This is a genomic window from Marivirga tractuosa DSM 4126, from assembly GCF_000183425.1.
GTDB classification, from domain to species: Bacteria; Bacteroidota; Bacteroidia; order Cytophagales; family Cyclobacteriaceae; genus Marivirga; species Marivirga tractuosa.
Genome location: NC_014759.1, coordinates 2,323,972 through 2,349,628 on the forward strand (window position 1 = coordinate 2,323,972; position 25,657 = coordinate 2,349,628).

Below are 25,657 nucleotides of genomic sequence, written 5' to 3' on the forward strand. Positions count from 1 at the left end.
TTAATGTGTGTGTTTTGGTCCGTAACTTAAGTCTCCAGCATCTCCCAAGCCTGGTAAGATGTAGGCCTTTTCATTCAGCTCTCTATCAAGGGAGCCTAAATATAGCTCATAACTCTGATTAAGATTTTTATCGATATATCCCACACCTTCTGGAGTACCAATTGCAGCAGCAATTATGATCTTTTCTGGTTTTGCAATTTGCGTAATGTGATCAATTGCTTTAACTATGGATTGTCCAGTAGCCAACATAGGATCGGCTAATATTAAACTTCTTCCATCTAAAGGAGGTAGTGCTTCATAGCCCATTTCGATGGTGAAATTATTATCATCTATGTGCTTTCTGTAAGCTCCAATAAAACCAGAATCTGAATGATCGAAGATATTTAGAAACCCCTGGTGAAAAGGTAAACCAGCCCTTAAAACACTCACTATTACTGGAAAATCATGCATTAAAGCTACAGAGGTTTTCTCCAATGGGGTTTGGATTTCTTTATATTGGAAATATAAAGATTTCGAGATTTCATAAGCAAGTATTTCAGCAACTCGCTCAAGATTTCTCCTAAATCTATAGCGATCTTTTTGAATATCGACTTCTCTCAATTCAGCCAAAAAGTGGTTCGCAATGCTATTTTCTTTATCTAAAATATACATTTATGGTAGTAGGTTGACATTAATTGGTGTCAGAACCTAAATATAATTTTATTTTTTAAGAAAAAAATTAAAAAATGGAAATATCCTGAGAGTAATTTCTATTCTCCTCTGAAAAGATTTTAACTTTGCCCCAATGAATAATTACAAACTACTTCAGCAATTGTGCAATATTCATGCTCCTTCAGGAGAAGAATATATGATGAAAAATTTCTTGCTTCAATACATAAAGCAAAATCAGTCGAACTGGAAAGTGCAGCCCAAGCTTCATCATGGTGAAGATTTTCAAGACTGCCTGGTATTGGTTTTCGGTGAGCCTACAACTGCAGTTTTTGCTCATATGGATTCGGTGGGTTTTACCGTCCGTTATGAAAACCAATTAATCCCTATTGGCGGCCCGGAAGCAAAAAATGGTTACAGATTGAAAGGAGAAGACTCTTTAGGGCCAATAGCATGCGAATTGGAATTGAATGAAGAAAATCAAACCTTCTATAAATTCGGAAGAGGAATTGACAGAGGTGCCAGTCTAACTTTTGACTGTGATTTCAGGGAAACGGAAGATTATGTTCAATCTTGCTACCTGGATAACAGGCTAGGAGTTTTTAATTGCCTCAAATTGGCTGAAACCTTAGAAAATGGCATGATTGTGTTTTCAGCTTATGAAGAACATGGTGGTGGCACTGTTCCTTTTTTAGCCAAATTTATGGTTGAACAATACGGCATTCATCAAGCCTTAATTTCAGATATCACTTGGGTGACTGAAGGAGTTCAGCATGGAAAAGGAGTAGCTATTTCAATGCGAGATCGAAATGTTCCCCGTCAATCCTTCGTACAAATGATTCAGAACTTGGCAGAGAATTCAAACATCCCTTATCAATTGGAAGTTGAAGCAAGTGGTGGAAGTGATGGCCGGGAATTACAAGAATCGCCTTACCCCATTGATTGGTGCTTTATTGGTGCTCCAGAAGATAATGTACATTCCCCTGATGAAAAAGTGCATAAGAAAGATATTGAGGCTATGATAGCCATGTATGAATTCTTAATGAAGGAATTATAAGATGATCAAAATTATTGATAAGGATTTCACGCCCTATATTTCTGCTGAAGAAATAAGCAAAAGGATTAATGAGCTTGGCGCTGAAATCAGTAAAGTTTATGAAGGTGAAAAACCGCTTTTAGTAAGTGTATTAAATGGCTCATTTATTTTCACAGCTGATTTGATAAGAACAATTGATACTCCCATAGAGGTAACTTTTATTAGAGTAGCTTCCTACGACGCTTTAAAATCAAGCGGGAAAGTAAGAGAAATTTTAGGTCTGAAAGAAAACGTTTTCGGAAGAGATATTTTAATCTTAGAAGATATTGTAGATACAGGAACCACTTTGGAGCATCTGATGGAAGCTTTTCAAGATTTGGGAACAAAGTCCATAAAAGTGGCTACATTATTACATAAACCGGAGGCTCAGGAAAAAGCAAGTAAGCCTGATTTTGTAGGTTTCGAAATTCCCAATAAATTCGTTGTCGGTTTTGGTCTAGATTACGAAGGCTTTGGAAGAGAATTAAAAGAAATTTATCAATTAGTGTGAGCTAGACCATATCAGCCCATTAAAAAAGAGTTGGTTATCTTGGTAACGATTGAGCTGAATTAATTTTTCTATCAAAATAAAATTATCCGCGATCTCTTTCTTAGAAGTTAAGAGAGATAGAAGATAAATTTGACAATTTTAAACATAAAACTTTTATATTTGATTTTCTATTAAACAGAAACTAATCATTAATTTCACAAAAATTGATGACAAAGTACTGAAAATAAAATAGTTGTAGATTTTACTCATGTAATAGCTCAAGAGGCTTTATTTAAATTACAATCATGTTAAATATTATATTATTTGGCCCTCCCGGAGCGGGAAAAGGCACACAAAGCGAAAAAATAATTGATCAATATAAATTAACCCATATTGCCACGGGCGATTTATTCAGAAAGCATTTGGGTGAAGGAACAGATTTAGGGAAATTAGCTCAAAAATACATGGATGAAGGCAATTTAGTGCCTGATGAAGTGGTAATTGGCATGGTAGATGAAAAAATCAAAGAAACTAAAGCCAATAGCAGCGGCTATATTTTTGATGGTTTCCCAAGGACAGTACCGCAGGCAAAAGCTTTAGACACCTTGCTTAAAGAAAAAGGAGAAAAAATTGCTGGAATGATTGCTTTGGATGTCCCTGAAGAAGAATTGAAAAAGCGTATCAAAGAAAGAGGCAAGACTTCAGGTAGAACGGATGATCAGGATGAAGCCAAAATTGAAAATAGAATTAAGGTATACCAAGAAGAAACTTTACCTGTAGCCAACTATTACGATGGCGAGGGTAAATTGGTAAAAATCCATGGAGTAGGCTCAATAGATGAGATTTTCGGAAAAATTTCCAGCGAAATTGACAAATTAAAATAGATTAAAATCATTTCTACAGAAGCCGGCCTATTCAAAATAGGTCGGCTTTTTTATTTCCTGCTTAAATTAAACTAAATTTGCGCCTTAAAATTTAGTCTCATGGCCAATCCCAATTTTATTGATTATGTTAAATTCTGCTCTCGTTCCGGTAAAGGTGGCGCAGGTGCTGTTTCCATGCGCAGAGAAAAGCACGTTCCTAAAGGCGGACCCGATGGAGGAAATGGTGGCCGTGGTGGAAATATTATTCTAAAAGGCAGTACACAGCTCTGGACCCTTTTACATTTGAAATACAAAAAACATGTGATTGCGGATGGAGGAGAAAATGGTAGTGGTGCCAGAAGCTCAGGAGCTGATGGTAAAGACATCATTCTAGAAGTACCTTTAGGAACAGTTGCCAAAGATGCAGAAACTGGAGAAATCAGATTTGAAATAACCGAAGAAGGTGAAGAGAAGATATTAACGGAAGGTGGCCGAGGCGGACTGGGGAATGCCAATTTCAAAACAGCCACTAATCAGACTCCGCGTTACGCTCAACCCGGTGAAGATGGAAAAGAAGAATGGATTATTCTAGAACTAAAGCTATTGGCTGATGTAGGTTTAGTAGGATTTCCAAATGCAGGTAAAAGCACCTTGCTTTCTGTGGTTTCAGCCGCCAAACCTGAAATTGCCGATTATGCCTTTACCACTCTAACCCCAAACCTAGGCGTGATTCCCTACCGAGATCATAGGTCTTTTGTAATGGCAGATATCCCTGGAATAATTGAAGGCGCTGCTGCTGGAAAAGGATTAGGCACCCGTTTTTTAAGGCACATCGAGAGAAATTCTATTTTGCTATTTATGATCCCCGCTGATAGCAAAGATGTTAAGAAGGAATATCAGATTTTAATTAATGAACTGAAGGAATACAATCCTGAATTACTGGATAAAAACCGATTGTTGGCAATTACAAAATCAGATCTTTTGGATGAAGAGCTCATGCAAGAATTGAAAAAAGAATTGCCCAATGATTTACAGCATATTTTCATTTCATCTTTAACACAATACAATATAAACGAACTTAAAGACATGATTTGGAAGGCTTTGAATGCCTAAGCAGTGTCAAATGTCATCTTGTCAGTGAACTATCATTTGGCAAACTCCTTGTTCCCCTATGCTGAAAATTAGATAGAATAACATCATACAGTTATGGCTAAAGAAGAATTAGACGAAAAAGATTTGAATAAAGAAGCAGAAACTGCTGAAGATATAAAAGACGAGCATAATCCTGAAGAGGAAGCACAGGACAATAGATCGGAAGAGGAAAAGCAAGCCGAGGCAGAAGCTCAAGCTAAAGATGAAGAATTGTCAGATTTCGAGAAATTGGAGATAGAACTGGCAGAGTCAAAAGATAAATTCTTGAGGTTATATTCTGAATTTGAAAATTTCAGAAGACGAAACGCCAAAGAGCGATTGGAATTAGTAAAAACTGCTTCCGAAGAAGTAATTTCTGATCTTTTGCCTGTTATGGATGATTTCGAAAGGGCAGAAAAGTCTTTCGAGGATCAAACTGACAATGAAGGTTTTAAAGAAGGTTTCAGCTTGATAAAAAATAAATTTGAAAAGACCTTAATTAATAAGGGATTGAAGGCTATGGACAGTGAAGCAGGAATCGAATTTGATCCTGAAATTCACGAAGCCATTACTAAAATACCGGCCCCAGATGAGAAATTGAAAGGCAAAGTGGTGGATGTAGTGGAAAAAGGATACTTATTAAACGATAAGGTTATTCGTTTTGCAAAAGTAGTTATAGGAGAATAACTATAGCCTTAGAGGCAATAAATTAAATTCAATAACTATTTGATATTCAGCATAAAACAAAAGCATTTGTGTTTTTAACTATAAGATTATAGATAAGATGGCTAAAAGAGATTATTACGACATATTAGGTATAAGCAAAGGAGCTTCGGATGCAGAGATAAAGAAGGCTTACCGAAAAGTAGCCATCAAATATCATCCCGACAAAAACCCAGACAACCCAGAAGCAGAAGATAAATTTAAGGAAGCAGCGGAAGCTTACGAAGTTCTTCGTGACCCGCAAAAACGCCAGCGTTATGATCAGTTTGGTCATGAAGGCATGAAAGGCGGAGCTGGTGGCTTCGGTGGAGGAGGTATGAACATGGAAGATATCTTCTCTCAATTTGGCGACATCTTCGGAGGTGGCGGAGGTGGCGGCTTCGAAAGTTTCTTTGGCGGAGGCGGTGGAGGCCGAAGAAGCAGAGGAAGAAGAGGCTCAAACCTTAGAATCAAACTAAAGCTTGACTTGAAAGAAATTGCCCACGGCAGTGAAAAGAAAATCAAGGTCAACCGATTGGTATCTGCAGACGGGGTAACTTATAAAACATGTGATACTTGTGGTGGGTCTGGTCAAGTAAGACGCGTGACCAATACCATGTTAGGGCAAATGGTTTCAGCCAGCACCTGTCCTACTTGCCATGGATCTGGTAAATTTATTGACAAAAAACCACCTCATGTTGATAACACTGGTTTACAATCCAAAGAAGAAGTTATCAGTGTTAAAATTCCAGCTGGCGTAACGGATGGCATGCAATTATCCATGTCTGGAAAAGGAAATGAGGCTCCCATGGGAGGTCCTGCAGGAGATTTAATCATTTTGATTGAAGAAATCGAACATGATGTATTGAAGCGTGATGGCAACAATATTATTTATGATCTTTATGTAAACTTCGTGGATGCCGTTTTAGGAACTACAGTGGAAGTTCCGACCATAGACGGAAAAGTGAAAATTAAAATCGAGACTGGTACGCAATCAGGTAAGATTTTGAGGTTGAGAGGAAAAGGAGTTGGCGATGTAAACGGATATGGTAGAGGAGACCAGTTAATACATGTGAATGTTTGGACTCCAAAGAAAGTATCCGATGACGAAAAAGAAATGCTGGAAAGCATGAGGGCTTCGGACAACTTTAAACCGAATCCAACAAAAGCTGATAAAGGCTTTTTTGATAGAGTGAAAGAGTTTTTTAATTAAAGCTTCATTCTAAATAAAGCACAAGCTGAAGCTTGCGAAATCTGACATTACCATTAATCTAAACCACTATTCTAGAGAGAGTAGTGGTTTTTTTATATAAAGCAACAACCTATTGAACTATGTGATCGTAATAGGGTCATTATGGCTAAGGCTTTACATCAAATACTACTTTTCACATCATTATCTTTAATTGCTTCGCCCTTAGTTGGGCAAGAATTACATAAGCATTTTGAACTTACGGAATCGAAGGGTATCGATAAAATTGAATTAAAAGTTTCCACTAAAGCTGGTAAGTCTTTTTTAAATGCGGTTGATGAAGATGAGCCCTTATTAATATTAGGAGCATCAGAAAATGATGTAGCAGCCAGCACATTCAAAATAGAGAAAACAAGTAACACACAAAAGGTTGATGCTGAGCTAACCTGCAAAAGCCATATGGGTTTAAATTTCACAGAATCAGTAGCCAATAACTTTTTTTCAACATCGGATCAGGTTCATGATATCTGGCAAATCAATTTATCGGAACATCAAGCATTTAACCTGAATTTAAACTATTTGATGGGTGAAGCCAATGTGGACTTGAGTAGACTAGCAATAGAAAGGCTAAAAATCAATTCAGCAAGTGCCGATGTTAAATTAACCTATAAAGAGGGCATCATGAATAGTGTTGCCATGGATACTTTTTTCGTGAAAGTGAATTTTGGCAATATTGAAGTAATAGATTTAAATTATGCTTTGGCAAAAGAAATTATAGCAGAGGTTGGCTTTGGCACTTTATCCATTGATTGCGGCTCTGATTGGAAAATGAACAGCAGAGTTTCGGCCTCAGTTGGGGCAGGCACCTTAAATGTTGTACTTCCTCCTGCAGAGATACCTGTCCTTATCAGAATAAATAACTCTCCACTTTGCAACATAAAAATGGCCAAGGATTTCGAAAAAATAGGGCATAATACTTTCGGTAATCAAGCATACATCAATAACCCTGATGAAAGTATGGAATTCTTGTTGGATGTGGGGATGGGAAGTATAGCTTTTAAGAATCGATAGGTGTCTATTTGTTTAACCGCATATTGGTAAAGTGTCTGCTCAGGCCAATCTAGAATTGCAAAATTTAAGCTGAATTCATGTAAGCTTGCCACTGCACTAAAACAAAACGGTGAAGTTTTTTTCTTTTATCAAATTTCCTCAAGAAACCATATTCATAACAAAACAGATACACATCCCCTTTCTCATTTTTCCAATAGTTGGTAAAATATTTAGGATTGAAGCCTTCATCCAAAAGTGATTCTTCCCTCACTGTAGTAACTCCAATTTTGTTATGTTGCTTTAATATTTTCCTGTTCAGTTTTAATTGTTTGTCTACCTTTTCAAACAATGATTTAGGCTTTTCTTTCCTTTTTAGATATTGGAAGGCACTTTTGCAATAAGGGTCACAAAATATCTTATCAGCACGACCACTTAATGGTTCATTACAGTATTTGCAATTTAAAGTTGTTGTCATAACAGAATATTATACGAATAATATACATATAAATATACTAATAATATTGATTAAAGTAAATTTTAAATCCTTTTTAGCATTTGATAAAACGCTAAAAAAGATGGAATTACAGAAACAAATAACACTTAAGCATTTATTAATCGACAACCAAAAGAAAATCGGTATCCAATTCTATCCTGACAAAGTTATTCAAGCTTTGATTAAATCCCTATCAGGTGTTAAATGGAGTGAGAAATTTCAAATGGTATATCTACCAAATAATCAACAGAATTTCTATACCATATTGAAGACATTTAAAGGGGTTGCATGGGTAAACATGAAGTATTTCGCTCGAAATAAACCAGTAAACACTTATGGAGAAGAGTTAAAGATTGATGATTTAAGAAAGAAATACCCTAAGATTCCTGAGGCTTACTTTCAGAAACTGGAATTAAAGCGGTATGCCCTAAAAACAGCAGAAAATTATACAGCTTGCTTTGACCGCTTTAAAAGGCACTTTCCAACAAGAAAATTAATGAGTATAGACGAAACTGACATTAAAAATTACCTAAAAGGACTAGCGCAAAGAAAATACTCTGATTCTTTCGTCAATCTATCCATAAACAGTATCAAATTTTATTATGAAGTGGTGGAAGGAATGCCAAATCGATTTTATGATATTGAGCGTCCAATGAAAACCGAGCGTTTACCTGAAATTTTGAGCAAAGAGGAAGTCATAGCAATGATTAACAAAACCTTTAATATTAAACACCAATGCATAATTAGTATATTGTATTCTTCAGGACTAAGGAGAGGTGAATTATTAAATTTAAAATTGAGTGATATAGATGGTAAGCGGATGACGATAAGAGTAGAACAAGGAAAAGGAAAAAAAGACAGATACAGTATATTGAGTGAAAAACTTCTTTTAAAATTACGATTATACTACAAACAGTATAAGCCAACTCATTACCTATTTGAAGGAAAAAAAGGACAGCCATATAGTGGCAGTAGCGTGAGGCAAATAGTTGCTAAAGCTGCAAAAAATGCCAATATAAACAAACCGGTAAGACCTCATATGCTCCGACATTCCTTTGCTACTCATTTACTTGAGGCTGGCACTGACTTACGCCACATTCAACTGCTCTTGGGACATAATTCAACAAAAACCACAGAGATTTACACTCACGTTGCAACTGACACTTTTAAAACAATTAAAAATCCACTAGATTGCCCATAAAACTATAAAAGATATAGTGACAACTTTTATGTCACTATCGAAATGTTATCTTCAATAGAGTTCAAATGAAACTAGTTCTGTTAATAACCTTACTTATACCTCTGCACTTAAAAGCACAGTATGATTTTGAGCCTGATAGTATTAATCAGTTTAGAGCGAGTAAGTTAGGTCAACCTAACACAGATAGTATCAAATTCGAATTTAGACTTTGGAATAGCGGCACACATTTTTCAATATTTTCTCAGTTAACTTTAAACAAAACCGACAAATGGAACTATCGAACTGGATTTGAAAATCATGATGGGGAATTCGTTTTCTTTGAAAATAATCCTGAAATCAATGTTAAGAAGATTTGGACTACCCTAGATTCGCTTGGAATTAGAAACTTGCCAAACCAATTTGATATCACAGCAAGTTTTGAAAAGAATGGATATGTTCATAAGCTATCAATTGAACAATTCGAGAAAATGATTGGAACAGATGGGTCTGCAATAACAATTGAGTTATTTAATGAGGGAAATTTCAGGACATATTCCTACATTAATCCCCTTTCTTTATCGGAGTCCTTTAAGAATTCGAAAGATAAATGGATAGCACCCGAACATCATGCAATTGCAGAAATTGTCTATGTGGTTAACAGCAGGCTAAAAACTTTTGATGATTTCAATCAATATCTAGTTGACCAAAGAGATAAAAGAAGATAACACTCTGTATAAATCATGGCTGGTTAGTGCTTAACGAAACTTTGGCTCTACGTAGAAAGCCCGGCAATCCGCAGGATTGACTTATTTGTGAAAATTAATTTAATAAGCCAATACTGCAGATTGCCTCGGTAATTAACTGAAAATTTTATACTTTTAATCAGCCACGAATTTATACAGTGGCGTTGGGCACAATAAACGCTACTCATAGTCTGTAGACTTATAGTCTTCTAAACTTGATCTTTGAGAAAAAAAGATTTGTCACCTGAAGAAAAGTTTGGAGCAACATTAAAAGCAATAAGGCTTTCAAAAGGGCTTTCGCAAGAAGAATTAGCATTTAGTGCTAATCTCCATAGAACTTATGTTGGAAGTGTAGAAAGAGGCGAACGAAATGTATCAATTCGAAACATTTTTGTCTTATGCGAAGCTCTCGATATAAAGCCAAGTGATTTTTTCAGGGAAATCGAAAAAATCAAAGGCTCAAAATGAAATATTGCGGTAAATCAATTCCTAGTAGGTCAAAATATGACAAAATCCAACCAAGAAAATGTCACCTTCCCGAAAACCATAAAGGAAAATGTGAAGAATTTCCATTTCTAAAAGACTTAACGAAATCACATAAGAGAGTCTCAGACAAAATAAAAAGGGACTCCACTATGACCACAGGTGCTGCTTGGAAAAGTGATGATGCAGGTCCCAACAGAATCCTTAGATGGGTAATGCTCTTAAATGATGAAGAGCTTCTCAAATATGGAATTGACATTAGTGCTTTAAAACCTCAAGTTGTTTCTAAAATCAAAGAAAAGGGTGCTGATTATGATTCTTGTATACAAGTAGCCATCAAATTAACATGGCTTGCTTATCAAATGCCAGGTGCTCCAGATTGCAGTCAAGCCATCAAAGAATATTTGATAGAACATTTTGGGGAGTTGAAAAATGAAACTGTATGTTCAATATGCCTTGATAACTTGCCATTTGATCTATTTCATTCTGCACAAAGAGGAAAAGCTAACATAGAAACTTGTCACTTAAACCCAAGAATTCACAATTCGGAAAATGTTGGATTTGCCCACAGAGAATGCAATATTGCACAAGGAAACAAAACACTCGAAGAATTTTATGAGTGGATAGCAGGTATTCTTGATCGAGCCAATAAATCCTGATTAATCTATTTCATCAAATGTGAAATTGTGAAGCTTTTGAAGGAGCCTATTTCTTTCAATTAGAGTTTGCTTAAACTCATTAATTCTTTCATTCCACTGCTGGTTTTTTAATGGAACAGGTAGTACAAGCTCGTTTAATCTATTCCCTACACTACCAAGCGTGGATTGAATAAAGATCAACCTTTTTATTTCATCAATAACTTCCTTTTGATTTAGTAAGTATAACAGTTCAAAAGCATTAAGGTAATTGTTATCAAGGGTTCGTATTATTTTTAGATGACTTTGTACAACACATTTCGTCATTCCGTTTAAGATCATTGATGTTTTTCCAATTCTAAACCTACCATCTGCAACCATTAATATGTCAAATTCCTCAATTCGTTGAAGTTTCCTATATTTTTGATAAACCTCTTCACTTACTGATTTAGTCGGATCATAATTGATTTCAAGGTTTATTATATCTGATGTTCTGACGAATGGAATCTGACCAGTACCGTATGCTTCTGAACCTACTTCGTTTCCCTTTTTAATAACAAGTTTTTTCTGGTCTACTAACTCCTTAATACTGATGTGCCCGGCTATTTCAAATTCATATGATTTATTCAGTTGATCGCGGCTTATGCAATATCTAGGTACTAAATAATAAGGATCTTGAACTGTCGCGTGTTTCCAGATTTGATTATCATCATTAAAAGAATTTTCTCCAATAAGAGTAAAATCGTCATCAATTTTTTTCCCAGAGTTGTCCAGTTGGCGACCTCTTTTATCATGTCCGCAAGTCTCTGCAATTGCAACTTTAAATTTTGTAGAAGTATTAGAAGACTTCTCGAAAAAGAGAATATTGGTTTTAACGTCTGTGCTAGGTTGAAATAATGTTCGGGGGCAATCAATCATACCCAATATTTTTCCATTGTTTCTTATATAGTCCCATACATACCCTAAACTTTTATTTCCAAAAATCCCTTCTGGAAGAACAATCCCACACTTACCTCCTTTTTTCAGAAGCTTAAAACATAATTCAAGGAACAGAAGCTGAGGTGATTGCTCCTTTAGAATTTGACTAGTCTTTATCCACTGACTTTCCGTTTTTGAAAACATCCAGCTATGACCAAAATCGTATTGCTTCAAAATCTTCTTCTCTTTAACACCGATTTTTGCACCAAATGGTGGATTGGTAACAACCAAATCAATTTGACCCAATAGCTTTTTAAGTTTATCATTTTCTATGTCTAAGGAGTTCGAATTGATGACCTCAAAATTTGATTTTGAATAGATTTCCAAAATGGCATTTGCTGTATTGGCAAGAAAATCATCTTTCTCAATTCCGATTAACCTTCCATTAAAACTAATATTCTTGGAAATCTGCGTGATACTTTCAATTAAAAATCCTGCGGTACCGCATGCTGGGTCACAAATTGTATGATTTGCCTTTGGGCTCAATAATTTTACCATTGAACTTACAACTGATTTTGGAGTAAAGAACTGACCTTTATCCCCTCGTAAGTTTGGCCCAACCAGTGTTTGAAATGCGTCTCCAATAATATGTGCTGGAGAATTAGATATATCTATTTCTTGAAATTTATTCAAAGCATATAAAACGCTTATGTCATCAAGTTGAAATGAGCCGAAATGATCCTTTATATTGGGGTGCTGCTTGATTAAGCTCTCAAGGATTTTAGAAGGACTAACCTTTGTACCTCCACTATTTTCCGACAAACAATACAGTAGTATTTTGCTTAAATCCTTAATCAAATCCTCGGCTCTACTAATGTTGCCGTTTGAATATAAGTGGTAATAAACATCTTTAAAAACTCTTAAATGCTCATCCTTACTTGTCACTGGAAATGCTAAATCTGCCTGCATAATTAGAATACTTTAAGTATCGTTTCACATCATGACAAAGATAAAAAAAATACTGTGCCCAACAAATGATATGAACGCATGCCTTAATCTGCTATCTTGTAAGTCATGTGCAAATCCGATACTTTAGAGGAAATTTGATAAGTATACAGGCACGCGTCATATCTGGCCGTTGTGGGCAATTGAAGACACGATACTGCAAACATAAAATTACATCATGAAAAAACTGATTTTTATAATTGTGTTAATAATAAATTCAGGATTATTACTCGCTACAGAACAAGAACCTGATTTTGTCCACTACAACGGAAAAAAATTGACCCTATCAACAGGATGGGGACACCCTTCTCCGCTTGAGACTTATTATTCTCAAAATAATATTGAATATCCTTTTACAATGTTGCATACAGCCAATTATCGTGGACATGTAGCCATTTGGGAGATTTCCGATGATAAATTATTCTTGAATGAAATACAAATCGAAAAAGCAAAATATAAACCTGAGAAATTTGATGTAAAATCTCAATCAGATTCTTTATCGTCTAAAGATAAAGTATTCGCTGATTGGTTTACTGGTGTTATTATTGGAGAAGAACGAAGTAAGAAAAACTATTGGGAAGTTGAAAAGTCCTATTATTTCTATGTCAAGTATGGTAAAGTAGTTGATACACAAGAGTTGACAGAAAAAGATTTTAAGCAAATTGAAAAAATTTCAGATAGAGATACTTCGGACCATGATTTAATGGCAAAATATTCAATGCTATTTCTGAACAATAATTATATCTCATACTACTTTCGGATACATGGAAATGACACGATAAAATTTGATACTAAAGGTGGATATTTAAGTGGCAACTCTGATTTGAGTCCTATTTTGTCATATTTCGATAACGACCACCTGAAATGGCCATACAATTGGGAAAACTTTGAGAAAAGTGGAGCACCTTTCTGTACATGGATTATTAACAACGATAGTTTAATGCTTTCAGATATAGAGTTACACACCGGTACAGGTTTTTACTCAATTGATAAATTCTCGGTTGATTTAGTGGATATTTTCCCAAACAAATTAAATGACAATAAAGTATTTGGTGATTGGATTTCTGGGATTTTTGTTGTTCGTCATGGTAAAAATGAGGAAGATGAAAATTTACCAGGATATTTCGAATTTAAAGTATCCGAACTAACATATTTGAGACTGAAAGATGGAATTGTATTAGAGAAATATACTGTTCCTGCAGATTTTGACTTTAAAAATATACCTGCAAATACTGATGAAGGATTAAAGAAAATATTAGAGGAACTAAAGTAACAACTGCCCACAACAATGTATATACAAAATAGGCGAAATAGTAGTAAATTCAACGGTTGCAGCCCGCTTCAACTTCATCTCGGTTTGATAAGTTTGAAGCCCGCAATCGCCTACTTTGCATATACTAAACGTTAGTAGCAATTCCAGAACTTGCAAATGAAATTCTTAACGGACAGATATATTAGATCCTTATTTTTGATCGGGTTGGGTATTTACTTTATCGTTGAACACGAGATACGGGAAAGACCGCAATCAACGGAAGACCTAATCGACCTTCATGGGACAATTACTGATTATTCATTTAAGGATAATACAGGTTGGAGAGGAAACGGACGTCAGTATTATATATATTTGGACGGTTATCCAACTAAATTTCAAGTAAAAGCAGACTATCTAAGATTTTTTAATAAACAACAATTTGAGTACAACTTTAAACGTGATAGTCGAGTAAAACTGAGCATCCCTAGGTATCAAGAGAGCTTAGTAGGAACAGACGAGAATGTTTTTTTGACATCAATTTCAGTTAACGGATTTGAATTTCTTTCAAAGGATGAGACAATTAGTAGAGAAATTACCATGGCAACTTCAAATTCGGATTACATTTTGGGTGGCGTTTCTATTGTAATAGGAATATTGATTTTCCTATTCTATGACAAAATTAAAAAAAGCTACTAACATCACCTATGAATGAATGGGGTTTCATCAGTCAGGAAATTTTGGCGGTACTTGGAAAGTCAGCCACAATGTGTAAATTTATTAATTGCTGTGGCTGTGTGCAGATGGCAAGCTTAGTAGTTTCAAAGCCCCACTCATCATAGCTAGGCGTTGGCAATAATATAAAAGTAGAAAATCTCAATCAAAGTATTATCAAAAAATGAAAAAATTCACCTTAATTCTATTGACTTTAATTACACTATCTTGCAGTGACGATGCTACCAATATCGAGCCTTCTACTATTTATGAAGGCAATTATGAAATCCGTTCAGAAACCGATTTAATATCTTTCTCGGAATCAGGATATACAGAAATTAATGGCAACCTTGTTATTAACTACACCGAAGATATAGAAGACCTGAAAGGCTTAGAAACATTAAAAAAAGTCAATGGTATTCTCATAAGATACAACGATGAGTTAAAATCACTTGAAGGTCTTGAGGGCCTATCTCAAATTGAGTTTTTCACTCTTTCATATAATTTAAACCTTAATTCATTAAAAGGTCTTGATAATTTGACAAAAATAACGTCAAGCATTATCATCGAGCAAAATGCAGATTTAAAAAATTTAAACGGCCTTGATCAACTAACAGAAGTAGGTGGCGATTTTTTTATTTCACATAATGACAGATTAGAAAATTTCAATGGTATAGAAAGTTTACAGAATGTCTCAAGGTTTTTAGTTTTAAATAATATCAACTTGATAGATTTGACTGGACTTAGAAATATTGTTTCCACTAATCGACTTCAATTTGACTCAAACGACTTATTAAATGATTTTTGTATTTTAAGTAATTTTTTAGAACAAAATCCAGACCCTGAATTATTTGGAGCAAGACAAAATGATTATAACCCAACAGTCGAGGATATTTTGAATGGAAACTGCACTGAATAAAATACTATTGCCAACAATGTATAACCGCAATTACGGCGGATTCGACTACGTCCGAATCCACTCGGAATTGCAAAGTCAGTGCTAAACCGAAAATTAACGCATATTAACCCGTAACTGACGGTTATACGAGACCGTTGTAGGTAATCCTGTATATAGCCAAGCGATTTACTTTGAAAGTTACAGTTAGAGCCGAGACATTTAGAAAATTCATGAAAATCAGTTGAATGCAAATTATTGATATTCCAAACCTTATTCAGAATTATCACAGTAAGACAGAGTCAATTATGTCTATAGCATAAGATTTCCAAACACTATGGGTTCACTTGATAAAAGATATTATGAGATTGGTCGAAAATATGAGAAAGTATCTGAGAATTACAGAAGACCGTATATTTTGGGTGTCGATATCAATGAGACTGAAAAACCATTTATAATGGTAGCAGGAGACCATCATTCAGACATTGGTGTAAAAGTAGTCTCGTTGGAGGAATTATTTTCAGGTAAATTGGATACTCATATAGCAAAAGCAGGTTGTATAGATTTTGTAAATAGATTAAAGAATTCTATTTCAGCAGGAGAATCATTCCCGCCAAGATTTTTAAAGAATTTAGTCAGTGTTGAAGAATAAACTACCTACAACATTCTGTCATAAATCATGGCTGTTCAGTAGGTTATTGTAGCTTCGGCTCTTTGTAGATAGCCCGTCAATCCGCATGATTGACTTATTAGTCAAAATTAATTTAATAAGCCAATCCTGCGGATTGCCTCGGTAGTTAACTGAAAATTTTATACTTTTAATCAGCCACGAATTTATACAGTGGCGTTGTGCTTAATTACTTCACTATGAAGAAACTACTACTCATAATTTTCACTTTATCTTTTTTGACCAACTGTCAATCCATTGATCAATACGAACAAGAAGAATCTCGAGCTATTGAAGATTTTGCAAATGATTTTCTAACTCACTATCCAAAATTAGCTCCATCAGGTCCAAATTATGACAGTTCCACTGATACTACGAATGATCATAAAATGAAGGTATATATTTCAGACGCACTGTTACCAATAGCTCAAATAAAAGAGGATAACGAATGGATGTTTGATGACAATTACTTTGGAACAGAAAATTCCTCTATTTTCAGAGAGATAGTTACTTCCAGAAAATTTGACGAGCTTGAATATAGGGAGTTTGACAAAGAGAAAATAAAACTTCTACAGCCATTCAAACAAATGCCAAATTCCAATACTGAATTAAAATCCGGAGAACAATATTCAATTATTAGCTTTTCTCGTGTATGCTTTGATGAGCCTAAAGAAAACGGAATAGTTGTTATTGACTACAGAATTGGTTCCAATGTCGGGACAATGGGTGGCTATAACATGGCTTTACTGATAAAGAAAGAAAATGGAAAATGGAGATACATTCCAAGATAAAACTAAGCACAACATTCTGTAATAAATCATGGCTGTGAGCAGGTTATTGTTCCTTTTGCTCTTTGTAGATAGTCCGGCAATCCGCAGGATTGCCTTATTGGTGAAAATTAAATTAATAAGCCAATCCTGCGGATTGCCTCGGTAGTTAACGCAAATTTTTATACTTTTAATCAGCCACGAATTTATACAGTGGCGTTGTAGCTCATAACCATGCAAAGTCTACTTGTAATTATAGCATTCATTATTTTAATAACTCTTCTTGTCTGGAGCTATGTAAATCCGTGGTTGCAATTCAAGAAAGTCGGTGTTTCACTGACTTTCAAGGAATTAATGAATCCTGCAATCAAAAAGGATTTGCCGCTTCATAGACAAACAAAGAGACTTATAAAATCTATGTCAATTGCACAGGACAATAACCTACCGATAAGACTCAAAGACCTGCTTGATGCAGAGATTGCAGGTGCAGATTCTCATTTACTTGTTGACGCTCAGCTTCTAATTTCGGAACACGGACTGCACATTGACAATGAAGACCTGCATACATTGATTTTAGCTGACATTGATTTTACCGATGTAGTTAAAAATAAAGTGCGAGGACAGAAAATATCTGCTGTTGAGGAACTTTCTAAATGAGTAAAGACGAGCTACAACATTGTATAAAAACCCATTTGCTCACCACCTTGTAGCCAAGCGACTGCTAAATAGCCCGTAATTTATGCTTGCTTTTCTTAGCTGGCAACCAAAGATAGTGCGCTGGGCAAGTATGGTGCTTAATTATTCTAGGCTTTTGCAATTAATGAAGTGTATCAGTTTGTGGAGAAAGCATAAATTACTACTTTCAGTATTTTATAGCCTAGTGTAACAAACGGGTTTTATACAGGCGTTAGGCTTCATGCAGTTTATCATGTAGCCATTTATCAAAGTCCATTTCATCTACCTCGCACCATTTTTGCCAAACTTCTTGAAAGCACGAAAGCCTAACACGGGCTATATTCAATGCTCCATTTGCTGCATAAAAACCAGCTTTAAAATCCTCTGTGGTGCTTTCTTCTTCGATGGTTCCTTTTATCCCATGAGCTTCCATGTACTCATTTAGTTTGTATTTAAATTCTTTCATTTTATTTAATTTATAGTTAATAATCCGCACTGAAATATAGCCGTAACCGTTGTGTGTAATTACGGGAATGACAAATAAGTATCGGAAATATCTCGACCAATTCTTTGAGAATCTTCTCTATAACCGACATATAAGCGGACGAATCACCAAAGTATTTCAAAAAGACATAAAGGAATACACTTCCGAAAAAGCCAAAATACATTTTGCCTCAGCTTTGGTCATCAGTGATTGGACTGGCCCGACTGACAATGGGTGGGAAATCAATTTTCATACTGGCATTGTTGCTGAAACCACAAAGGACAATTACGAAACAGAAATTAATAGAATTTTATCAAGACAACTTTGTCTTCTCTATTCTCAATCTTTTGAGTCATTTGAAAGATTCTTAAAGGATTCTCTCTTTGAAAGAATGAGTCATGATGAAATTTTACGAGAATACACTATCTCACTTCTTCCAAAAAAACAAAAATCATCATTCTCAAGAACGAAAATGCCAGGAGGTGCCAATCTTTTCAAAGTGCTCAAAAAAGCTGGTGGAGAATCCTTTAAAACTTTTACTTCGGAAAATAACTTGAAAATCAAATTCAGTGAATTGTGGACAATCTTATCTGAAGTAAGGCATTCAATAACTCATAAAGAATCATTAATTGAATCAGAATTAATTAATAAATCAGAGCACCACTCTGGAATATTTAAATTTTTATTCAATTCAAAACCCGTATTCGATGATTTATTGTTAATAGAACTGGATTACAAGAAGTTTGAAAAGCTTATTAAAAGATTTTCGGAATTTGCTTTTCAAATTTTTAAGATTTTATCAATTGAAGAAAACTTAGGGTGGAAGAATTAAAAGCTCATGAACTTATTCTCGTCTGAACATCAACTTGAATCCAAGGAAAAATTTAGTGAGAAGATCCGCGAACATTTTCTCGAACTGACTGATGGAAAACTTCCGAACCTCTTATTTAATGATTTATGTGAACTGATAACCAATTATCAGTATGATCAGAACAAAAGATTTTGGAAGCAATACCCTAAGTCAAGAAAAAGATACTCACAACTCAAAATTGAAGATTTGAATCACCCTTTCATTCAATATCTAATTATTGACTACCTCAAGCCAATGGCAGATTATCGAACTTTTGCGAAGATTCTACTTAATATGAACGATGAGGAGTTAAGCGCTCTGGAGGTAAGTAAGCACCAATACGAAACGAAGTAAAAAAACTACACACAACAACTAAGCATTCGTGTGGTCGGTACGACCCAACATGAATGTAATGTTGAGCGAATCTTAGGCTGGCAAGAACTGCAAGCCCCTATGGGAAAACCGAAGTAGTGTTGGTGGATTTCAAGGCTCAAAAGCAGGTGCTTTTGAGCTGGAGAAAAGATCAAATCAGGTTTTTCATTACTGTCGATTTGATCTTTTTGGTTTTGTAAGGTTAAAAAAGGCCATTTTTCGGGTCATTTGGTGCTTTTTGGGCATAGCTTTCCTGTGACGCCCACAGCCGTTTGGTTTTTTAATGTGACTTTAATCGAGTGAGCCAGTGCTTTGGTGGCCCTCTTTGGTCGAATACGGCCACCGTCTGCAGCCTTCCTTTTTTACAGGATGGACAGATACCTAGACATGTGTCCTTAAACTCGATGGCTACAATTTCCAGTTTGCCTATCTGTGCATCAATGATGGCTTTGCATTCCTTTTTGCATCCGCCCGATAAAATACCATAGTGCCTGATCCTGGTAAAGCCTTTGGGAAGGATATGCATGGCAAACCTTCTGATAAATTCCTTTGGCTGTAAGGTCACTACATGCTTTTTGCCCCCTTTTCGGTAATCTTTGGCAGAGAAGCTGATCCCGTCCTTGTCCACATCGATCAACCGGTGGTTACTAATAGCAATCTTATGGGTATACCTGGCTAGGTATTCCACCACTTGGGCAGGTCCAAAAAATGGTTGCTTGCAATAGATCACCCAGTTCTTCTTGAACAGCTTTTGGCCTTCCTGCTTGGTCAGCAATTCTTCTTTTCTTAATGAGGCCACCATCTTTGCCCGGAATACCTTGCTCATGGCCTTTACAGGGAAAAGGAATTTGCCCTTTCCTTTGCCTTCTTTCCATTTTCCAGATTTGCCCAGTCCCCCGGCTGGAATAATGCAGTGCAAATGGGGATGCAGGCTCAAGTTCTGTCCCCAAGTATGCAGCACGGCAATCATGCCGTTGTGGGCTCCCATAAATTTAGGGTTGGCCGCAAAATCTCTAACCACTTGCCAAGCTGTTTTGAACAATAGTGCATATAGCAATCTGGGCTCTCCCAAGGCTATTGGGTTAAGTGTGTCAGGTAAGGTGAATACAGTATGGAAATAAGAAGTGTTGAGCAGGTCCTTTTCCCTTTCCCGTACCCACTTTTGTTGCAGGTGACCCTGGCATTTTGGGCAGTGCCTGTTGCGGCAGCTGTTGTAGCTAAGGTGAAGTTTCTTGCATTTTGGATTGTCGCAACGGTCGATATGCCCTCCCATTGCAGAGGTCCGGCATTTTGCCAGGGCATACAACGTCCTTCGCTTCCAGCTGTTGTCAATCAGTACGGGCAGTTCGTGCAGCTGTTGTTGCAGGATTTGCTGTACTTCAAAAGCAGGCCTCATGACTGGTACAATTTCTCTAAAGGAGAAAAGGGCAATGCCCTGCCCACTCTTGCTACATGCAGGTAACCTAAGGTAGTCTGAATATCCCCGTGACCGAGCAAATCCTTGAGCGTCATGATATCGGTGCCCATTTCCAACAAATGGGTCGCATAACTGTGCCGCAGGGTATGGGCGGTAATTTGCTTCTTGATGCCCGATTGTTGCCTAGCTTGCCGCATGACCCATTGCACTCCCCGTGTGGATAGTTGGGTATGTCCCCCATCTTCATCAGGTTGTCCGTTGAAAAGGTATTCCGTGGGTTTTTCAGCTTGGAGGTAAGTGTTCACGCCACGAACCAGCAAATCGCAAAGCGGAACATACCGATCTTTCCTTCCTTTGCCCTGTTGGACATGAAGCTGTTTCCTTTCCAAGTCTAAGTGGACAATTTTAAGGTTGCAAAGCTCAAAATTCCTCAATCCGCAACCATAAAGCAGGGCCATCATTAACCGATGCTTGAGCAGTTTGGGCGTCTTCAGAAGCAAGCGCACTTCCTGTTGGCTTAATACAACGGGTAGAGCCTTCTGTCTTTCAATGGAAGGCAATATCACCCTACTTTCCCTTTGCTCGAATATCCTATAGAGATAGCGGAGTCCGTAAACGGTATGCATGAAAAAGCTATCGGAAGGGGTCTTCCTTTTAGACTTCAGCATATACAAATAATCGAGGATCTGCTCGTCATCGAGTTCCAGCAAATCACATTCAAAATACAGGCCCATGTGCGCCAAACATCTCCCATAGTTGGTCAAGGTACTTTGGCTCTTTCCAGCAATATCGATACTTCTTCTCAGCCTTTTGTACTGCAGGCCAAAGCCCGGCACGTTTTCACAGGCTTTTTCAATAAGGGTTTTACTTTTTTTTCATAACTTAGAATTTAATGAATGAATAACTCAACCTAAGTTACGGAAGTCTGAACAATACGGCAGGCTTCCGCCCTTAGGCGGGTTCGTTCAACAAGTGCTATGAATGAATGGGGTTTTATAGGTCAGGACAGTTTTGTGGCGCTTGGAAAGTCCGCCACAAGTTTTAAATTTAAATCAAGGCGTAGCTATGTGCGAGACGGAAGGTTAGTGCTTTCTAATCCCCACTCATCATAGCTGGCCGTTGTGGTTAATTAGAGCATATGAAAATCAGGCTGATAGCATTGGTAATTATTGGATTCCTATTCATATTAGCGGAGAGGTGCTATTTTGGCCCGTCAGCCCGTGACCGAAAATTCTCGAACATCGAGTTACCAGAAGAACATGGCTTTAAAATAGCGCCAGAGAATCTTACTGCTGTTCAGACTGACTCCCTCGAGTCAATTCAAGCAAAGGACAGCAAAATTGAAATTATTGGTTCCGGCTACACTGGTTATGACTTCTACATGTGGCATCAACCGACAGAAAAAGGAGAGTTATACATTAAAGCCTTTGAAGTTACTACCAATGAGAGACTCTCTTCAGACGAACTTACCGAGAGGACAATGCATTCCATCAATGAATTTTCATCAAAGTATAAATTGTACAATGGACAATCAGTTATTTATGAGGGGACATTTGAAAAATATTATCCTGCAAGATTTGAGCTCTGGTTCAAATCTTCTGAGAATGGTAAAGAACAAAAACTGACCGAAAAGACATATCTAATTGATGGCTGGGATAGATAAATAAACCACAACATCCTGTCATAAATCATGGCTGTTTGTAGGTTATTGTTCCTTTGGCTCTTCGTAGATAGTCCAGCAATCCGCAGGATTGCCTTATTGGTGAAAAGATAATTTAATAAGCCAATCCTGCGGATTGCCTCGGTAGTTAACGCAAATTTTTATACTTTTAATCAGCCACGAATTTATACAGTGGCGTTACCCATAATAACTACTATATAATTTGAGACTAATAATCACATTTATTCTATTCGTGCTTTTGGGCTGTCAGACTAAAACAAGTTCTGAGGAAAACGAGACGAAAGCTGTTATTAAAGACTATGATTCGTTAGAAAATAAAAACACTGTAGCTAATCTAGACTCTGTTAAATCCAATCAAGACAAAAAATCAAAGTCTCAAAAATCTAAACTTCCTGTAACCTTATTAACACTCACAAACTTCGAACAGAATGGTGATAACCGCTCTTCCAAGATAAATGATAGTTTATTTGCTGAATTTTTGAAATCTTTCACGGCCTATCAAGACAATATGAATACACTTCTATTTGATAATCCTAAATATGACACATACAACACTTTAATTTATGCAGATAAAGACCAAATTGATACAGAGGCGAAAGAATTTAAAGATAGCATTCAAAATATAGGTTTTTATATATCAATTTCCGAGGGAATGATTTTTCTAGAAAAAGACCCTGAGTTTTTGAAAAAATTCTCCCCTTACCTGAGCGAACGGATGAATACATTTAGGATTCAATATTCAAAAGAAATTAAAAATCCACTAGCAGAAGATGGCGGAATTATTATATCCACCTCCGAACTAATTCAGAGAATGCTGTTTTGGGAACAATTCGCTAGTAATCATAAAGGTTTTGAGCTACCAAATTATGCGAATGACCAATTTAAAATGCATTTATTTTATTTGATGTTTGGAATGGACAATACCCCAATTCATAATTGGAGCGACTCCTTAAATATCAGACCAGAATTAATAAAAGCATACAAAGATATTATTGATAAACATCCAAATTCTAAATCTGCTATCTATCTGTCAGACTACCTATCCTACCTCGAAAAGAAGAACTATCAATATGATAACTCATTCCATAAATACGGAAGAGATAAGTTTCCTGACATGTATAATAACTAAACTATGGGTAACACTAGCTATGAATGAATGGGGTTTCATCAGTCAGGAAACTTTGATGGTGCTTGGAAAGTCAGCCACAATTTGTAATTTTATTAAATGCTGTGGCTGTGTGCAGATGGCAAGCTTAGTGGTTTTTAAGCCCCACTCATCATAGCCTTAGCGTTAGGTTTAATTTCTCCCTGCTCAAAATGATCTTTATAACTTATAATTACGAAATTCAAAACTATGCGAACAAAGGATTTGGATATAAGTAAGTTTACAAGCCTAACTGACGTTCACAGTTATTTGGATGAAAACGCATCAAAACTGAGCAGTAATTGGGATATCACAGATCTTTTCGTCAAATATCGAGATCAGACTGTAATCAGTAAGGAAAAACAAAAAGCTCAATGGGAATTGGAGTGCTTCCTTTTTGAATTTAGAGGCTTAGAGTTAATGGTATTCTCGTATTCTTTCAATGAGGAAAAAGATGAATTTCCAAAATATCCAAACTTGGATGAATTCCAGTCTGAAGCTTTTGAATACATCAAAAAACGTGCACAAGAAGCTAAGAATGCTTTACTTATCGCTAGGTACAACCACATTCTTTGGAAGGGGCCAAAAGGAATTAAGAATAAGAAATATGCTCAAGTTGCAATAGTCAACTATTTAAATGCTGTTAGGAATTTCATCGAATTATCCAAGCAAAAACCTGATGGGAAGTATCTCTATCAAGCAGTTACAAAATATGAACTGACTTGTAGCCTTATTTCTGAATGTAAGGAGGAAGTCAAATCACTTAAGTTGCTAACCTCCGAACTTTTGAATGACTCTGAAGTCTCATTTTGGGCGAAGCATTCGATATTGGATGATATGATCAAACATCCCAAGATATTCAAAGCTGAAGATTTTAAAGGGTCTCTTAATTTATTTAAAAAAGAACTAGATGGAGCAAATAAACGGACTGACCATTTTCTACTGGTCAATAATTATTTACCAACAGCATTAAGAATTGCTTCGAAAACAAAATCTGACAATAAGTATTGGTATGATCAAATTGGTGAGTGCTATGTGCAGATGGCAAATGATGAAGAAAGTCCTGACCGATTATGGATAAAACAAGATAATTATGCCAATGCAATTGATGCTTTCGGGAATTCAGGAAACATTCAAAGGCGAAAGGAAATAGAACAAGCCTATTATGAACTAAAACCAAATGTAAAACTCCCTTCTCATAGAATAGAGGTTAAGTTATCAGAAGAAGAATCAAAGCTTTTTAAAGCATATGAGGAGGAAACTAGGCAAAAAATAGAATGGCTTCTGACCTTAGATCCATCTAAAATTTACATGTACTTGAGCAGTAGTGTCTATTTTCCAAAGTTTGCCACCATCAAAGAAGCTGTTAGCAATCAGAAGGAAAAATGGATGGACATGTCAAGAACCATTGAATTTGATTCAAACAAGAACATACGAAGTTTTCAAGGAGGAGGATCGGATAAAATGTATCAAGAATACACCCTTAGAATTCAATTAAGTGTTCTACCATTCTTGAGACAGATTTTTGCAAAAGGAATCAAAGAACGAGTTTTAACATTTGAAAATTATTTGGAGTTTTTGAAAAATTCTTGGTTAGGGAAACCTTATACGGAAATTGACCTTGGCGGAGATTTGGTTGAAACCAATTGGATAGGTCTTATAGCCCCTTCTGTAGTCGAATACTTTGTTCAAAGTGAAAGCTCATTAAATGCAAAATACTACAAACCGAATTATGTTCTATGCATAGATAGTTTGACCTTGAAGTTTGAAGGATTATTAAGAGACTTCAGCAGTAGGTTGAACATTTCAACAAGCACTAGAGGAAAGAAAGGAATGCAAGAAAACTATGCACATGACATTTTAGGAAATGAGATTATAAAAAAGTACTTCGATGAAGATGACAGACTACTTTTCGAATACCTATTTCTAAATGAAGGGCTAAACATTAGGAATAATGTGGCGCATTGTTTTTACAACGAAAAGGAATACGACTTGAACAAGATCAATCTTTTACTTGTGACTTTATTGAGGATTTCCAAATATGATTTTACGTTAAATAAAAATGACTAAACCTAACACTAAATATAGATCATTGGGCAAGTAGTGCTAAAGTTGAAAATGATTACATTTAAGAAAA

At 36.0% G+C, this 25,657-nt stretch carries 28 protein-coding genes; 22 read left to right on the plus strand and 6 right to left on the minus strand.

Going from position 1 to position 25,657, the window contains the following annotated elements; all coding sequences use genetic code 11:
* Complete coding sequence (gene upp / locus FTRAC_RS09700) at positions 1 to 651, minus strand: uracil phosphoribosyltransferase (protein WP_013454063.1); 651 nt, start codon at positions 649 to 651, stop codon at positions 1 to 3.
* Positions 652 to 784: 133 nt separating this feature from the next.
* On the opposite strand from upp, the gene FTRAC_RS09705 reads away from it, so the two are divergent.
* The 7 genes from FTRAC_RS09705 (at position 785) to FTRAC_RS09735 (ending at position 7,169) form a co-directional block, all read left to right on the plus strand.
* The gene (locus FTRAC_RS09705; RefSeq protein ID WP_013454064.1) at positions 785 to 1,705 is read left to right on the plus strand and encodes a M20/M25/M40 family metallo-hydrolase; all 921 of its coding nucleotides are present in this window, start codon (positions 785 to 787) and stop codon (positions 1,703 to 1,705) included.
* 1 nt (position 1,706) lies between these two features.
* Positions 1,707 to 2,234, plus strand: coding sequence for a hypoxanthine phosphoribosyltransferase (gene hpt, locus FTRAC_RS09710; RefSeq protein ID WP_013454065.1), 528 nt, complete (start codon positions 1,707 to 1,709; stop codon positions 2,232 to 2,234).
* Between the two features lie 284 nt (positions 2,235 to 2,518).
* Positions 2,519 to 3,097 carry an adenylate kinase gene (locus FTRAC_RS09715; protein WP_013454066.1) on the plus strand — a complete coding sequence of 193 codons (579 nt, stop codon included), beginning with the start codon at positions 2,519 to 2,521 and terminating at the stop codon, positions 3,095 to 3,097.
* Between the two features lie 99 nt (positions 3,098 to 3,196).
* Positions 3,197 to 4,189: a GTPase ObgE gene (gene obgE / locus FTRAC_RS09720; RefSeq protein WP_013454067.1), complete on the plus strand. Its 993-nt coding sequence runs from the start codon at positions 3,197 to 3,199 to the stop codon at positions 4,187 to 4,189.
* 93 nt (positions 4,190 to 4,282) lie between these two features.
* On the plus strand, positions 4,283 to 4,894 hold the full coding sequence (locus FTRAC_RS09725; RefSeq protein ID WP_013454068.1) for a nucleotide exchange factor GrpE: 612 nt from the start codon (positions 4,283 to 4,285) through the stop codon (positions 4,892 to 4,894).
* 97 nt (positions 4,895 to 4,991) lie between these two features.
* Positions 4,992 to 6,122 (plus strand): molecular chaperone DnaJ, encoded by a 1,131-nt coding sequence (gene dnaJ / locus FTRAC_RS09730; protein ID WP_013454069.1) that lies wholly within the window; start codon positions 4,992 to 4,994, stop codon positions 6,120 to 6,122.
* A gap of 141 nt (positions 6,123 to 6,263) precedes the next feature.
* Complete coding sequence (locus FTRAC_RS09735; protein WP_013454070.1) at positions 6,264 to 7,169, plus strand: hypothetical protein; 906 nt, start codon at positions 6,264 to 6,266, stop codon at positions 7,167 to 7,169.
* A gap of 64 nt (positions 7,170 to 7,233) precedes the next feature.
* Here the strand turns inward: FTRAC_RS09735 and FTRAC_RS09740 are convergent, their stop codons facing one another.
* Positions 7,234 to 7,623: a hypothetical protein gene (locus tag FTRAC_RS09740; RefSeq protein WP_013454071.1), complete on the minus strand. Its 390-nt coding sequence runs from the start codon at positions 7,621 to 7,623 to the stop codon at positions 7,234 to 7,236.
* A gap of 100 nt (positions 7,624 to 7,723) precedes the next feature.
* On the opposite strand from FTRAC_RS09740, the gene xerA reads away from it, so the two are divergent.
* From xerA to FTRAC_RS09760, 4 genes are all read left to right on the plus strand, one after another.
* The gene (gene xerA / locus FTRAC_RS09745) at positions 7,724 to 8,842 is read left to right on the plus strand and encodes a site-specific tyrosine recombinase/integron integrase (protein ID WP_013454072.1); all 1,119 of its coding nucleotides are present in this window, start codon (positions 7,724 to 7,726) and stop codon (positions 8,840 to 8,842) included.
* 65 nt (positions 8,843 to 8,907) lie between these two features.
* Positions 8,908 to 9,546: a hypothetical protein gene (locus FTRAC_RS09750; protein WP_013454073.1), complete on the plus strand. Its 639-nt coding sequence runs from the start codon at positions 8,908 to 8,910 to the stop codon at positions 9,544 to 9,546.
* 240 nt (positions 9,547 to 9,786) lie between these two features.
* A complete protein-coding gene (locus FTRAC_RS09755; protein ID WP_013454074.1) occupies positions 9,787 to 10,032 on the plus strand; it encodes a helix-turn-helix domain-containing protein in 246 nt (81 codons plus the stop codon).
* Positions 10,029 to 10,706, plus strand: coding sequence for a hypothetical protein (locus tag FTRAC_RS09760; RefSeq protein WP_013454075.1), 678 nt, complete (start codon positions 10,029 to 10,031; stop codon positions 10,704 to 10,706). Before FTRAC_RS09755 ends, FTRAC_RS09760 begins: the two co-directional genes overlap by 4 nt.
* Here the strand turns inward: FTRAC_RS09760 and FTRAC_RS09765 are convergent, their stop codons facing one another.
* A complete protein-coding gene (locus FTRAC_RS09765) occupies positions 10,707 to 12,569 on the minus strand; it encodes an N-6 DNA methylase (RefSeq protein WP_013454076.1) in 1,863 nt (620 codons plus the stop codon).
* A 214-nt stretch (positions 12,570 to 12,783) separates the two neighbouring features.
* Between FTRAC_RS09765 and FTRAC_RS09770 the strand changes: the two genes are divergently transcribed.
* From FTRAC_RS09770 to FTRAC_RS09795, 6 genes are all read left to right on the plus strand, one after another.
* A complete protein-coding gene (locus FTRAC_RS09770) occupies positions 12,784 to 13,878 on the plus strand; it encodes a hypothetical protein (protein WP_013454077.1) in 1,095 nt (364 codons plus the stop codon).
* A gap of 156 nt (positions 13,879 to 14,034) precedes the next feature.
* Complete coding sequence (locus FTRAC_RS09775; RefSeq protein WP_013454078.1) at positions 14,035 to 14,553, plus strand: hypothetical protein; 519 nt, start codon at positions 14,035 to 14,037, stop codon at positions 14,551 to 14,553.
* Between the two features lie 199 nt (positions 14,554 to 14,752).
* Complete coding sequence (locus tag FTRAC_RS09780) at positions 14,753 to 15,487, plus strand: epidermal growth-factor receptor (egfr) l domain (protein WP_013454079.1); 735 nt, start codon at positions 14,753 to 14,755, stop codon at positions 15,485 to 15,487.
* Positions 15,488 to 15,800: 313 nt separating this feature from the next.
* Positions 15,801 to 16,115 carry a hypothetical protein gene (locus tag FTRAC_RS09785; protein ID WP_013454080.1) on the plus strand — a complete coding sequence of 105 codons (315 nt, stop codon included), beginning with the start codon at positions 15,801 to 15,803 and terminating at the stop codon, positions 16,113 to 16,115.
* Positions 16,116 to 16,330: 215 nt separating this feature from the next.
* The gene (locus FTRAC_RS09790; protein ID WP_013454081.1) at positions 16,331 to 16,921 is read left to right on the plus strand and encodes a hypothetical protein; all 591 of its coding nucleotides are present in this window, start codon (positions 16,331 to 16,333) and stop codon (positions 16,919 to 16,921) included.
* Between the two features lie 210 nt (positions 16,922 to 17,131).
* Complete coding sequence (locus tag FTRAC_RS09795) at positions 17,132 to 17,554, plus strand: hypothetical protein (protein ID WP_041649691.1); 423 nt, start codon at positions 17,132 to 17,134, stop codon at positions 17,552 to 17,554.
* 250 nt (positions 17,555 to 17,804) lie between these two features.
* Here the strand turns inward: FTRAC_RS09795 and FTRAC_RS09800 are convergent, their stop codons facing one another.
* Positions 17,805 to 18,038 (minus strand): hypothetical protein, encoded by a 234-nt coding sequence (locus tag FTRAC_RS09800; RefSeq protein WP_013454083.1) that lies wholly within the window; start codon positions 18,036 to 18,038, stop codon positions 17,805 to 17,807.
* Between the two features lie 67 nt (positions 18,039 to 18,105).
* Here FTRAC_RS09800 and FTRAC_RS09805 point away from each other — a divergent pair, with 67 nt between their 5' ends.
* Both FTRAC_RS09805 and FTRAC_RS09810 read left to right on the plus strand, forming a co-directional pair.
* Entirely contained in the window at positions 18,106 to 18,888 is a 783-nt protein-coding gene (locus tag FTRAC_RS09805; protein WP_013454084.1) for a hypothetical protein, read from the plus strand.
* Positions 18,889 to 18,894: 6 nt separating this feature from the next.
* Entirely contained in the window at positions 18,895 to 19,260 is a 366-nt protein-coding gene (locus FTRAC_RS09810) for a hypothetical protein (protein WP_013454085.1), read from the plus strand.
* 298 nt (positions 19,261 to 19,558) lie between these two features.
* On the opposite strand, the gene FTRAC_RS09815 is transcribed toward FTRAC_RS09810, so the two are convergent.
* Both FTRAC_RS09815 and FTRAC_RS09820 read right to left on the minus strand, forming a co-directional pair.
* Complete coding sequence (locus FTRAC_RS09815) at positions 19,559 to 20,674, minus strand: IS91 family transposase (protein WP_013454086.1); 1,116 nt, start codon at positions 20,672 to 20,674, stop codon at positions 19,559 to 19,561.
* The gene (locus tag FTRAC_RS09820; protein ID WP_013454087.1) at positions 20,671 to 21,531 is read right to left on the minus strand and encodes a tyrosine-type recombinase/integrase; all 861 of its coding nucleotides are present in this window, start codon (positions 21,529 to 21,531) and stop codon (positions 20,671 to 20,673) included. Before FTRAC_RS09820 ends, FTRAC_RS09815 begins: the two co-directional genes overlap by 4 nt.
* A gap of 302 nt (positions 21,532 to 21,833) precedes the next feature.
* On the opposite strand from FTRAC_RS09820, the gene FTRAC_RS09825 reads away from it, so the two are divergent.
* The 3 genes from FTRAC_RS09825 to FTRAC_RS09835 all read left to right on the plus strand — a co-directional run bounded on the left by FTRAC_RS09825 (position 21,834) and on the right by FTRAC_RS09835 (position 25,590).
* Positions 21,834 to 22,358 (plus strand): hypothetical protein, encoded by a 525-nt coding sequence (locus tag FTRAC_RS09825; protein ID WP_013454088.1) that lies wholly within the window; start codon positions 21,834 to 21,836, stop codon positions 22,356 to 22,358.
* Positions 22,359 to 22,578: 220 nt separating this feature from the next.
* Positions 22,579 to 23,505 carry a hypothetical protein gene (locus tag FTRAC_RS09830; protein WP_013454089.1) on the plus strand — a complete coding sequence of 309 codons (927 nt, stop codon included), beginning with the start codon at positions 22,579 to 22,581 and terminating at the stop codon, positions 23,503 to 23,505.
* A 225-nt stretch (positions 23,506 to 23,730) separates the two neighbouring features.
* Positions 23,731 to 25,590 carry a DUF4209 domain-containing protein gene (locus FTRAC_RS09835; RefSeq protein ID WP_013454090.1) on the plus strand — a complete coding sequence of 620 codons (1,860 nt, stop codon included), beginning with the start codon at positions 23,731 to 23,733 and terminating at the stop codon, positions 25,588 to 25,590.
* The last annotated feature ends 67 nt before the right edge of the window (positions 25,591 to 25,657 follow it).